The organism is Paraburkholderia rhizosphaerae, from assembly GCF_004366595.1.
In the GTDB taxonomy this organism is placed as follows: domain Bacteria; phylum Pseudomonadota; class Gammaproteobacteria; order Burkholderiales; family Burkholderiaceae; genus Paraburkholderia; species Paraburkholderia rhizosphaerae.
Genome location: NZ_SORE01000011.1, coordinates 59,516 through 71,405, shown reverse-complemented (window position 1 = coordinate 71,405; position 11,890 = coordinate 59,516). Strand labels below are relative to the sequence as shown.

At 62.3% G+C, this 11,890-nt stretch carries 14 protein-coding genes and 1 tRNA gene; 11 read left to right on the top strand and 4 right to left on the bottom strand.

Annotated features, from left to right (window positions below; all coding sequences use genetic code 11):
- Window positions 1-203: 203 nt before the first annotated feature.
- The 4 genes from BX592_RS15925 to BX592_RS15910 form a co-directional block, all read right to left on the bottom strand.
- Window positions 204-276 (bottom strand) — tRNA-Lys (locus BX592_RS15925).
- Between the two features lie 44 nt (window positions 277-320).
- Entirely contained in the window at window positions 321-890 is a 570-nt protein-coding gene (locus tag BX592_RS15920; protein WP_134192789.1) for an Hsp20/alpha crystallin family protein, read from the bottom strand.
- A gap of 372 nt (window positions 891-1,262) precedes the next feature.
- Window positions 1,263-1,670 (bottom strand): Hsp20/alpha crystallin family protein, encoded by a 408-nt coding sequence (locus BX592_RS15915; RefSeq protein ID WP_134192788.1) that lies wholly within the window; start codon window positions 1,668-1,670, stop codon window positions 1,263-1,265.
- A 15-nt stretch (window positions 1,671-1,685) separates the two neighbouring features.
- The gene (locus BX592_RS15910; RefSeq protein ID WP_134192787.1) at window positions 1,686-2,126 is read right to left on the bottom strand and encodes an Hsp20/alpha crystallin family protein; all 441 of its coding nucleotides are present in this window, start codon (window positions 2,124-2,126) and stop codon (window positions 1,686-1,688) included.
- A 355-nt stretch (window positions 2,127-2,481) separates the two neighbouring features.
- Here BX592_RS15910 and BX592_RS15905 point away from each other — a divergent pair, with 355 nt between their 5' ends.
- The 11 genes from BX592_RS15905 to BX592_RS15850 all read left to right on the top strand — a co-directional run bounded on the left by BX592_RS15905 (window position 2,482) and on the right by BX592_RS15850 (window position 11,884).
- The gene (locus BX592_RS15905; protein WP_134192786.1) at window positions 2,482-2,835 is read left to right on the top strand and encodes a response regulator; all 354 of its coding nucleotides are present in this window, start codon (window positions 2,482-2,484) and stop codon (window positions 2,833-2,835) included.
- Window positions 2,836-3,112: 277 nt separating this feature from the next.
- Window positions 3,113-3,295: a hypothetical protein gene (locus tag BX592_RS15900; RefSeq protein WP_134192785.1), complete on the top strand. Its 183-nt coding sequence runs from the start codon at window positions 3,113-3,115 to the stop codon at window positions 3,293-3,295.
- Between the two features lie 170 nt (window positions 3,296-3,465).
- Window positions 3,466-3,759 carry a hypothetical protein gene (locus BX592_RS15895; protein WP_134192784.1) on the top strand — a complete coding sequence of 98 codons (294 nt, stop codon included), beginning with the start codon at window positions 3,466-3,468 and terminating at the stop codon, window positions 3,757-3,759.
- Window positions 3,760-3,809: 50 nt separating this feature from the next.
- Window positions 3,810-4,334 carry a hypothetical protein gene (locus tag BX592_RS15890; RefSeq protein ID WP_134192783.1) on the top strand — a complete coding sequence of 175 codons (525 nt, stop codon included), beginning with the start codon at window positions 3,810-3,812 and terminating at the stop codon, window positions 4,332-4,334.
- 162 nt (window positions 4,335-4,496) lie between these two features.
- Complete coding sequence (locus BX592_RS15885) at window positions 4,497-5,615, top strand: RNA polymerase subunit sigma-28 (RefSeq protein WP_134192782.1); 1,119 nt, start codon at window positions 4,497-4,499, stop codon at window positions 5,613-5,615.
- A 388-nt stretch (window positions 5,616-6,003) separates the two neighbouring features.
- Window positions 6,004-6,306: a co-chaperone GroES gene (locus tag BX592_RS15875; protein ID WP_134192780.1), complete on the top strand. Its 303-nt coding sequence runs from the start codon at window positions 6,004-6,006 to the stop codon at window positions 6,304-6,306.
- Between the two features lie 50 nt (window positions 6,307-6,356).
- Window positions 6,357-7,979, top strand: a complete 1,623-nt coding sequence (gene groL / locus BX592_RS15870; RefSeq protein ID WP_134192779.1) for a chaperonin GroEL — start codon at window positions 6,357-6,359, stop codon at window positions 7,977-7,979.
- A gap of 65 nt (window positions 7,980-8,044) precedes the next feature.
- The gene (dnaK, locus tag BX592_RS15865) at window positions 8,045-9,979 is read left to right on the top strand and encodes a molecular chaperone DnaK (protein ID WP_134192941.1); all 1,935 of its coding nucleotides are present in this window, start codon (window positions 8,045-8,047) and stop codon (window positions 9,977-9,979) included.
- A 139-nt stretch (window positions 9,980-10,118) separates the two neighbouring features.
- Window positions 10,119-10,493, top strand: coding sequence for a hypothetical protein (locus BX592_RS15860; protein WP_134192778.1), 375 nt, complete (start codon window positions 10,119-10,121; stop codon window positions 10,491-10,493).
- 536 nt (window positions 10,494-11,029) lie between these two features.
- Entirely contained in the window at window positions 11,030-11,464 is a 435-nt protein-coding gene (locus BX592_RS15855; RefSeq protein WP_134192777.1) for an Hsp20/alpha crystallin family protein, read from the top strand.
- A gap of 12 nt (window positions 11,465-11,476) precedes the next feature.
- Window positions 11,477-11,884, top strand: coding sequence for an Hsp20/alpha crystallin family protein (locus tag BX592_RS15850; RefSeq protein ID WP_134192776.1), 408 nt, complete (start codon window positions 11,477-11,479; stop codon window positions 11,882-11,884).
- The last annotated feature ends 6 nt before the right edge of the window (window positions 11,885-11,890 follow it).

Here is an 11,890-nt window from a genome sequence, read left to right as displayed (position 1 = left end):
CGGCCAAGCCGGACTACAGGCGAAATGGTCGCGCTTCATCATATTGATCGTTTGATGTCGAACAGAGCTGGGCAACGAATTCTCTGGCATGGTGAAGTCGTGCGCTCCGGATGAATGTCGTCGTCACCTTACGCGAGACAGGCACGGGTTGCGGATCCCGGAGGCAAACGTGCGTCAAATGGCGTCGGATTCAGCGCTTCATGTGGGCCGTACTGGATTCGAACCAGTGACCAACGGATTAAAAGTCCGCTGCTCTACCAACTGAGCTAACGGCCCAGTCCTCGTTTTCACGCGCCGTCATAGCGCTTTGCGTGCTTGCCCTAACCGATATCGATCGTGCGACTCGTGGACGGCGTCGGCTCCGTTTTCGGCACGGTCAACGTGAGTACGCCGTTATCGAACTTTGCCAGGGCGCGACCGGGATCGGCGTATTCAGGCATCGGGATCGTGCGCACGAAGCGTCCGTGGGCACGCTCCAGCCGGTAGCAGCCGTTTTCCTCACTGCGCACATCCTGCTTTTTCTCACCGCGCAGCACGATCGCACCGTCCTCGACGCTCACCTTCACGTCTTCGCGCTCCATCCCGGGCAGTTCTGCGGTCACGCGTAGCACCGGTCCCTCATCGACGACGTCGATGCGCGGCTGGAAGCGCGATGAACTGAAGTCGCCGAACCATCGTTCGAGCGCGCCACGGCCTGCAAACGGGTCGTGAAAAAACTCCTCCACTGCGCGCCATGGTTCTCGTGAGAACAGTCGCGCAATGTCGGGCAGGGAGGCGCGCCATTGTTCGTTTTCGCTCGCCAGCGGGCTCTCCGGGCTGTCCGCATCGGACTTGCGCACAGCCCCGCGAAGGAACTTGAAGGGATTCCACTTTTTCGGATCGGGGTTCATCGTTTCCTCCTCTGGTATCTGGTAGGAGAACCGTATTCCGGTCACGGCGCCGGCGCCGCCGCTTTTCTGCCGTCGACGTTTTCAGACTGAGTCTCGGGAGCGGCTGCCGCAGCCGCCCTGCACTCCGCAGTCGCGAAAGTCCCCCTTCCAATCAGCCTGAGGGCGCAAGACAGCGCGTCGCGCTGCATTTCTGCAGCGGTCAGCGAGCGCTGTGCATATCGGCGCAGGGCCAGTCGGCCATCGCACTCAATCCTGGCCAGCGCGACATAGCTACCGGGAACGGCTGGCTCGTGCGAACCTCCGAATGCGGAGGTTCGCACGAGCCAGCCGCCACCCGGTGTTTTCCCTGTCGTTGCTGCCCGACGGCCAACTTCAGTCCGTACGCACTTCGATCCGCCGCGGGCGCGCCTCGTCGCGGCGCGGGATCGTGAGCTTCAGTATGCCGTCCTGCAGGCTCGCCTCGATCTTCGACGTATCGAAGTCCGGGGAGAGTGTGAACGTGCGCGCAAAGCGCGGCTCACGGACCTCGGCATGCTGCAGCCGCAGATTCGCCGGTGTCGGCACGACCGCCTCAGCCTCGATGGCGAGATTGCCGTCATGGACCCGCACGTCGAGCTTGTCCTTGGTGACTCCGGGCAGGTCCGCCCACAGCGTGACGCCCTGAGTGTCCTCGTAGATATCGACGGCGGGAGAAATCGTCATCCGGCGCATGGACGCCTCGCTCTCGCTGCGCGTGACGGCCGACGGGGCGCGCTTGCTCAGTTCGGTGGTATCGCTCATTTTCGGCTCCTCGAACTATTGGACGGTGATCGCGCGAGGCTTCGAGGATTCGCGCTTGCCGATAGCGATCGACAGGCAGCCATTCTCGTAGCGCGCCTGACCCTTGTCGGGGTCTGCGTTTTCCGGCAGCTCGATGACCCGCCGGAACGCGCCAGTGAAGCGCTCCTGCGCATAGACACGCGTGTCCTCGCTGGTATCCGGCTGCACTGGCTTGCGCTCACCGCTGATGGTCAGCAGCCCCTTGTCGATCGATACGTCGAGTTCCGCCGCATTGATTCCGGGTGCAAACGCGACGATCTCGATTGAGTCGTCGGTGGCGCCAATGTTGACGGGCGGGAACGCGCCGAAGCGGCTCGCCCGAAGACTCGACGGGAAAGTACCGAAGAGGTTCGCCATCTGCCGTTGCAGTCGGTCGAACTCGCTGAAGAGGTCAGTTCCAAAGTAGAAATCGCTCATGATGCTGTTCTCCCCAAGTGATGCATGGAGGCGAACGGGCCTACGCGCTCCAGTTCGCCTGCCAGCGTTTGGCAAAACAAATCGAAACACGCAGCGCACGGGACATGGCGACCCGCGCGTCTGCCTGAGCGAAACCTAAGATAGGAACTGCCACGAAAATTTCAAGAGCAGAAAACAGCCATTTGCGCTTGAAAATTGTGGACCGGCTCTTATCGCGGCGCAACAGTGCACCGCGTGGAGGACACAATGGAATTCGACACCAACTGGCTGACCCTGGGCCCTCACCGCGTGCGGCTGCGTTCGCGGTCTGGAACGCTATTTGCCCCTGCCGGAATCAAGACTAACGGCTAGCAAAATGGCTTTCGTCCTGCTCGTCGACGACCAACCCGAGCTACTCGAGGCGTGGAGTCTCATCCTCACCGCCGAAGGGTATGCCGTTTGCTGTGCACGCAACGGCGCCGAGGCGCTCGAGCACGCCCTGCGCCGGCCGCCCGATTTGATCATCACGGACTGGATGATGCCCCTGATGGGGGGCAGTGAACTGTGCCGTCACATCCGGGCGCGACCGACGCTGGCGCACCTGCCGATCCTTGTTGTCACGGCCACGCTCCCGTCGTCGCCGGGGCCGGCGGACTGGGACGACTGCCTCATCAAGCCAGTCCCGACCGACCTGCTGCTCGACACTGTGAAAAGGTTGTGTCCGCCCTGAGGCAGGCCGGAAGTCTTGACGCGCTCCGCTCGAAGCGCGCAACGCCCGGTTTTCCGCCCACCGGTAACCAGCAATGGCTTGCCAGATCAATGTCTCCGCACCCATCGCGGGACCTTGAAATTTTTCATCAGTGAAACTAAGTTATATGCAGCTCAGGCAGTGTGCCTTGACGGATCGGCCGCACACTGCGTGTTTCGATTTGTTTGCCCCGCAGCACGGCAGGCGAACTGGAGCGCGCAAGCCCGTTCTCTTCCTTGCTGCGTCGAAGGAGAAGACGATGAGCAATCTTCATCTGCGCTCGGCTTCGACCGCCATGTTCGAGCGCCTCCATCGCAAGATCAGCGTCCTATCCGGCGCGTTTACGCCTATCGCGCAGCGTGCCTGTCGTACGCTGTCGGACCGGGTCGTCGCCATGCGGCAGACGTTTCGCCAGCACGCGTCGCACATCCGCCGACGTTAGCGGCGCGATTCGCCCGGAAGCGTCGCTCGCGACGGCGGCACGCCGTCGATCATGCTGTACGCCGCCCCGCGCTTCCGTGAAGCGATCGCAATGTAATCGGCGTGATTTGCACCGAGGCGCCGCGCGAACGTTGCAGCACCCGTGTTCGCGCGGGAGGTTAAGGTGATCCGATGAAATCGGTGAGAGTCGAGACGCGCAACGGGTACGAGATCCGTCTGCGAACCGTCACGATACGGCACGGACCCAGAGCGGCGTGTACCGGGGCAACGGCGGCACGCGGATATGTTGCGTTCGTACAGATCGCGAGAGATGGCGAGGTTTTTGTGAACTGGCATCTGCCCCGGCTCGGCCACCGCTGGCCCAGTCGCGAGCAGGCGGAAGCGGAAGCGCTCGACTATGCAATCAGGCTTGTGGAGCGTCGTCCGTTTGAGGGACCGCCGTCGGATGTTCCGGAGGCGGCCTGATGCGGATTGGCGCTCGCGAGCAGAGGTACGCAGTACTCAAGGAGATCACGATGCAACTTCACATGCATTCGCACCATTTCGTTCGCCGCATGCCCGAGTGGCCCGCGACAGTCATCGGCGGCTGCGTGGCGGGTGCGGTTTTTTTGGTGATCGAACTCTTTGCCATGCGGGTGATGGGACAAAGCGTATGGGCACTTGTACGAATGACCGCGGCCATCGTGATGGGGCGCGAGGTGCTCACACAACCCGCTACGTTCGCGGCGGGCGTCGTGCTGGTAGCGCTGGTAGTCCACTTCGCGCTGTCGATCCTCTTCGCGGCCGTTCTGGCGGTGATCATGGCGCCATTCAGCCTGGATTCCAGTGCCGGTATGGCGTCGCTGGTGGGTGCCGTATTCGGCGTCCTCCTGTACGTGGTCAACCTCCATGGCATGACACAGCTGTTCCCTTGGTTTGCCGATGCCAGAGGCTGGGTGAGTTTCCTTAACCACATCGTATTCGGCCTGGCGGCGGCTGACACCTATCTGAGTCTGGAAAAAAAGCCGTCATACGCCGGTGGAACCGAACGTACGGGTTGAGGAAACGCAGTCATACCAATCAGCTGACACGAATGGGAAGAAGGAATGTTGCGCAGGGTGCATTGCAGGACCCGGCGTGCTGCGCACGGCGGCCCTTGGTGGCGTCGCTTCAGATCCCATCGTGGATTGGTACCGCTATCTAGCTACATGCGTAGGTTTGACATGAAAACGGCGATCAGTTACCGCAACATTGAGAAGCTTGCTCGTCCGGAGCTGGAAGACCTGATCGGCCGGCTCACGGAACGGCGCCTGAAGCCACATCTGTCGCGCTTTCCGGCCGAGGTGGCCCGGCTACGTGCAAATCTGGAAAAAAGCCGACATCGCGGTCTCTACCGGGTTCGACTCCAACTGGTATTGCCGGCGGCAATGCTCGCGTGCGGGAATGATTCCCCGGAGCCAGAGAAGGCGATCGAGCTGTCAGTGACGGAGCTGGAGCGGCAACTGGAACGCCACGTCGCGCATCTGCGCCACGAGGATGCCTGGCGCCGCAAGGAACGGCGCGCCGGGTTGCGGCAGCTCAAAGCCGCATTGGCGGAACAAACGGATGGCGGGTCCGCGTTGTTCGGCGAGATCGTGCGTCCTCTGCTCGCGTCGTTCAAGCGCTTTGTGCAGCGGGAACTCGCGTATCTCCGGGCACGGGGCGATCTCGCTGCAGGTGACCCGTCGGTCGACGACATCGTCGACGAGGCCTTGGCTCGTGCCTGCGAGCGCATGGCGGAGCGCCCGCGCCGGCTCGAACCGCTGCAATGGCTCTACCAGATCGTCCTGGAGCTGCTTGCTGAGGAAGTGACGCATCGTCAGATCGAGGAAGGCCGATGCATTTCACTCGAGGGCAGGTTGCCCGTGCAGTTGCGCGAACCGCATGAAGACGACGATGAGCTCCTGTTCGAGTACTGGCAGCCCGACGAAGTCCTGCGCGTCGAGGACGTGGTGCCGGCAACGGACAGTACACCCGAGGAGGCCGTGATCAACAGGGAGCTTCGCGAACTCGTGGCAACGCTTCTCGCGGAGCTGCCGGAACCGTGGCGACGAGCCGTTACGCTTTGCCGCCTCGAAGGGCAGCCGGCAGCTGCCGCCGCACGGGTTCTGGCGATAACGGAGCGGGAACTCGAGGATTGGCTTGCCCATGCTGACGCGTTTCTCAAGGCCAGACTCGGTGACTTGCGGCTGACACCCGAGCCGTCGGTCGAGCCTGCGGGTTACATCGTGCCGGGCACGCTGCCCTTGGCGCCCGGGCTTTCCCGGGAATTTGACGAGGCGACGCGGCGCGATGTTCCCTAGTTAGGGGGCGCAGCAAGACCACGGTTGAACGCCGGAATGTACCTCAACGGAGGGAAGCGATGAGCCCCACCAGACGATCAACGCGAGACCGCATCGATGCCATGGAGAACATGCTTGACGATGCGCTGCAGGAAACGTTTCCCGCGAGCGATCCCGTCGCGTGCACGCACGCGCCTTCAATCCGACCTGCAGCGCCACCGGATAGGCTTCGACAGGCCCCACAGGCGACGAATGCACTTGTCCCACCGGCCAAACCGGCGCGCCGGCGGTCCAGGAACAAGGGCCCTGCGCACGCTGGGTCGGGCTAGCCCCTCGCCGCGTAGCGGGGTTGACCGCCCGCGCCGTTAGGGAAGCCATAACGTGATCCGATCACATCGGGAGCCAGATCATGAAACTCACGCCTTTGCATGACCGGGTCGTGGTCAGGCGTACGGAACAGGAGCGCAAGACCGCGGCAGGCATTGTGATCCCTGATACTGCCGGCGAGAAACCCGATCAGGGCGAAGTCGTCGCCGTCGGCCCCGGCAGGCGGCTCGAGGACGGGCAGCGTTGCGCCCCGGACGTGAAGTTTGCAGACCACGTGCTGTTCGGCAAATACGCCGGCAGCGCAGTGAAGGTGGAAGGCGAGGAGCTGCTGGTGCTGCGCGAAGCCGACCTGCTTGGCGTGATCACATCGGGGTCTGCGCAGTAGGCCACGCGACGGGGAGGCGCTTCGTTTGACTGGTCAGGAGGTACCGGAAAATGTCCGCAAAAGATGTCAAGTTTCATGAGTTCGCACGCCAACATATCCTCACGGGCGTCAACATCCTGGCCGATGCGGTCAAGGTCACGCTCGGCCCCAGGGGGCGCAATGTCGTCCTCGAGCGGAGCTACGGGGCCCCGACGGTCACGAAAGACGGCGTGTCGGTCGCCAAGGAAATCGAGTTGCCCGACAAGTTCGAGAACATGGGTGCGCAGATGGTCAGGCAGGTTGCGGCCAAGACCTCGGACGTCGCCGGTGACGGAACGACTACCGCGACCGTGCTCGCCCAAGCCATCGTGCGGGAAGGCATGAAGTACGTCGCCTCGGGACTGAATCCGATGGACCTCAAGCGTGGCATCGACCAGGCGACGGCCGCGATCGTCGAGGAACTCAGGAACCTTTCCCGGGCGATCACGACCGGCCGCGAGATCACGCAGGTCGGTACGATCTCCGCCAATGCGGACGAGGAGATCGGCAGGATTATTGCGGACGCGATGGACAAAGTCGGCAAGGACGGCGCCGTTACCCTCGAAGAGGGCAAGTCGTTGCAAAGCGAACTCGAGGTCGTCGAGGGCATGCAGTTCGATCGCGGGTGGCTGTCCGCGTATTTCATCACCGATCCCGAGAAGCAATCCGCTGTTCTCGAGGAACCGTACATCCTCGTGCACGACAAGAAGATCTCGTCGATCCGTGATTTACTGCCCGTGCTCGAGGCCGTGGCCAAGGAGAGCAAGCCGCTTCTCATCATTGCCGAGGACGTCGAGGGCGAAGCCTTGACCACGCTGGTCGTCAACTCCCTGCGCGGCATCCTGAAGGCAGTCGCCGTGAAGGCACCGGGTTTCGGGGATCGCCGCAAGGCCATGCTGGAAGACATTGCGACGCTGACCGGCGGGCTGGTGATCTCGGAGGAAACTGGTGGCAAGCTGGAGAACGTCAAACTCGAAGATCTCGGACGAGCGAAGCGCGTGGAAATTGAGAAGGACGCGACCACGATCATCGACGGCGCCGGCGACCGCAAGACGGTCGACGGACGCGTCCAGGCGATCCGACGCCAGATCGAAGAGACGACCAGCGACTTTGATAAGGAGAAGTTGCAGGAGCGCATCGCGAAGCTGTCCGGCGGCGTCGCGGTCATCAAGGTGGGGGCCGCCACCGAAGTGGAGATGAAGGAGCGCAAAGCGAGGGTCGAGGATGCGCTGCACGCGACCCGCGCGGCGGTCGAAGAAGGCATCGTGCCGGGTGGCGGCGTCGCGCTGCTGCGAGCCCGCGCTGCCCTCGGCGAAATACGAGGCGCCAATCCCGACCAGGACGCCGGCATCCGAATTGTGTTGCGGGCGCTTGAAGAGCCGCTGCGTCAGATCGCCGCCAACGCGGGAGACGAGCCCTCAGTCATTCTCAACAAGGTTCTCGCGCAGACAGGCAATTTCGGATGGAACGCTGCGTCGAACACATACGGCGATCTCATGGAGATGGGCGTGGTCGACCCGACCAAGGTCGTGCGCACGGCGCTGCAGAACGCGGCCTCGGTGGCGGGACTCATCCTCACCACCGACGCGGTGGTCGCCGATTTGCCGAAGGACGAAGCAAAAACTCCGGTGCCGCCGCCGGCGATGGACTATTGAACTCGGGTCGCGTATTGGGATGGGCGTGGCGCAGGGTGAATTGCTTGAGCATGGGTGAAGACATCATGGGCAAGATCATCGGCATCGATCTCGGTACCACGAATTCCTGTGTGGCACTGATGGAAGGCACGCAGGTTAAGGTGATCGAAAATTCGGAAGGCGCTCGTACGACGCCATCGGTTGTCGCATATCTTAACGACGATGAAACACTGGTCGGCGCGCCCGCGAAACGCCAGTCGGTCACCAACCCGAAGAACACGCTGTTCGCGGTGAAGCGCCTGATCGGCCGCCGCTTCAAAGAGAAGGAAGTGCAAAAGGACATCGGCCTGATGCCCTATAGGATCGTCGAGCACGACAACGGCGACGCCTGGGTCGAAGCCCACGGCACGAAGCTCGCGCCATCGCAGGTTTCGGCGGAAGTCCTGCGCAAGATGAAGACGACCGCTGAAGACTACCTCGGCGAGCCGGTCACCGAAGCCGTGATCACGGTTCCCGCGTACTTCAACGACAGCCAGCGCCAGGCCACCAAGGACGCAGGCCGCATCGCCGGTCTCGAAGTGAAGCGGATCATCAACGAGCCGACGGCGGCAGCGCTCGCGTTCGGTCTGGACAGGCAAGAAAACCGCGACCGCAAGATCGCCGTATTCGACCTCGGCGGCGGCACCTTCGACATCTCCCTGATTGAAATCGCTGACGTCCACGGCGAAAAGCAGTTCGAAGTGCTGTCGACGAACGGCGATACGTTCCTCGGCGGTGAAGACTTCGACCAGCGCATCATCGACCACCTCGTCGGCGAGTTCAGGAAGGAACAGGGAGTCGATCTCTCGAAGGACGTGCTCGCGCTGCAACGCCTGAAGGAAGCGGCCGAGAAGGCCAAGATCGAGTTGTCGTCGAGCCAGCAGACCGAAATCAATCTGCCGTACATCACGGCGGACGCATCGGGGCCGAAGCACCTGAGCCAGAAGCTCACGCGCGCGAAACTCGAATCGCTCGTGGAGGACCTGATCGAGCGGACGATGGAGCCATGCCGCATCGCGCTCAAGGATGCTGGCTTGTCCACCGACAGGATCGACGACGTGATCCTGGTGGGTGGCATGACGCGTATGCCAAAGGTGCAGCAGACGGTCAGGACGTTTTTCGGGCGCGAGCCGCGCAAGGACGTCAACCCCGATGAAGCGGTCGCAGTGGGAGCGGCGATCCAGGCGGCCGTGCTTTCGGGCGACCGCAAGGATGTGCTGCTGCTGGACGTGACGCCGCTCTCGCTTGGCGTCGAGACACTCGGTGGCGTGATGACGAAGATGATCGAAAAGAACACCACCATTCCGACAAAATTCTCGGAGGTCTTCTCGACCGCGGACGACAACCAGCCGGCCGTCGGCATCAAGGTCTTTCAGGGCGAGCGCGAGATAGCCAGCGGCAACAAGCTGCTCGGCGAGTTCAGGCTGGAAGGTATCGCGCCTGCACCGCGTGGCGTGCCGCAGATCGACGTGACATTCGATATCGATGCGAATGGCATCCTGCACGTGTCGGCCAGGGACAAGGCGACCGGCAAGGAAAACCGGATCACCATCAAGGCCAATTCCGGTCTGTCCGAAACGGAAATCGACGAGATGGTGCAGGACGCACAAGCGCACGCCGCGGAGGACCACCGGCTGCGCGAGCTGGCCGAAGCGCGCAATCATGGCGACGCTCTCATTCACAGCACGCGCAAGGCATTGGGTGAATACGGCGAAAAGCTGGGCGCCTCAGAAAAGGCGAAGATCGAGGCTGCGATCGGAGAACTCGAAGCCGCCCTGAAGGGATCAGACAGGGACGATATCAACGCCCGAATGAGCGCCTTGGCAACAGCCTCGCAGCAGTTCGGTGAAAAATTGTACGCGGAGGTGCAATCGCAAGGAAGCAGCTCCGATGGCCCGACCCGACCGCAGGAATCCAGGGAGTCGGGCCAAGATGACGATGTGATCGATGCCGAGTTCAAGGAAGTGAACACGAAGCGGTGAGCAGTTGAGCCGAGATTCGGCGTTGACGGGCGGACGCTCGGGAAGAACCCGGCGAGCGTTACCGAATGGATCCCGGGCCGCGGTGCGTTGTGCTGCCGGGCCGTGCTCGAGGACCACTCAAGGGTAAGGGGCCTTCGCCATGAAGAGACGACATGTACTACTTGCGGCGGCAGTATTGATCGCAAGTTCGTGGTCAGAGGATGCGTTGTCAGCCAGCTCGCCGCTGCACACATTGCCCCTGCAGGGCGACATCTGGATTACCGGGACAATCCAGCGCGGCAGCGGAAAGTACGCGCCGGGCGACTATACGACGATCCTGCTCGATCGTCCGTCGGCGTCGCCATGCAACGACAAGGTGGTGACCGACATCCTGCTTGGCGAGGGAGGCACGCCATCCCCGACACTGCTGCTGCCATACCTGAACCGGCGGGTCCCCGTCCGGGGGCGGGTTATCTGCCCCAACTCGGGCATTCAGTTTTCGCCGCGCCCTGATGTGGTGTTTCCGGTCTGGTAAGGCACAGTCGACGCCTGCTCTCGGCTCGCCGCGTGCTCGGCACCCTTCTATCGCGGCAAAGTGGTTCATCTCGTTCAACTGAAGACGGTGACCTTGCAATGAACGCGCCCTGCCGCTCGCACGCAAAAAAGCCAGCGCCGCAGCGCTGGCGCGGGACCCGGTTATTCCGGGGGCAGGCCGGATCCGAAAGCCCTCAGTGTCCCGGCAGGCCTTCGGTCCGATTGTGCGCATGCAAACTGACCTCATGGGGTGCATTTCCCAAGAAGGCCAGGTTGACGCCGGCCCGCTCTTGTGGGGCGCTTAGGCCAAAGGGGCACGCAGCCTGGATACCGTTTCTGAAACAGTTCAAGACAAAATTTTCACTTGCGAGCCCTTGAAAACCTCGTTTCGCGACCCATCTTCGGTATCGCTCAGGCAGTCGTTCGCGAATCTGGTTCGCGGGCGCTGCGTGTTTCAACCTGGATTGTCGCGGCACGGGACAACCGGACTGAAACGCGTCGCCGGTTCGTCTTCTCGCCGCAGAGGAGAAAGCGACCATGAGTGACGTTTACTTCGGAACCAGCCTCTTCAGCGAACTGGACCGGCTCCAGCGTCAGATGTCCAGTATGTTCGGCGGCTTCCCATCCAGCCTTCGTTCAAGCCAATTCGGCACATTTCCTCATATCAACATCGGCACGACCGACGACACGATTGAAATCGTCGCGTTCGCGCCCGGTGTCGAGCCCGCGAAACTCGATATCTCCATCGAGAAGGGGCTGCTCTCCATTTCCGGCGAGCGGACAATCCAGGAAGCAGCCGAGGGCACGCGGCAGTATGCGCAGGAGCGCTTCAACGGCTCATTCAGGCGCGTCATCGAACTGCCTCAGCAGGCTGACCCGGACAAGGTGCAGGCGCGCTACGTCGATGGCTGTCTGCTGATTTCAGTCGGAAAGCGCGAAGCCTCCAAACCGCGCGCCATTACTGTTCAATAGCGAGGTGACATCATGAGCGACAACACGCAAATCGCTGAACGCAACCAGGGCGCGGTGGCACGCGCAGCGTCGGACGAAGCACGCTCTCGCGTCACGCTGACACCGGCGGTCGACATCTTCGAAGACACCCACGCCGTCACGCTTTACGCCGACCTGCCGGGCGTGCCTAAGGATAAACTGGACATCAAAGTGCATAGCGGGAACCTGACAATCGATGCCGAATCGGTGGTACCCGTGCCGCCGAACCTGCAGCTATCCCATGCCGAGGTGCGGGCGCCTCTCTTCTCGCGACGCTTCACGGTCAGCGAAGACTTCGACCTGTCGAAGATCGAAGCCGCCTTGAAAGACGGCGTGCTGAAGTTGACCATCCCTCGCCGCGAAGAGGCCAAGCCGCGTCGCATTGCCGTCAGCGTGGGCTGAGGCCTG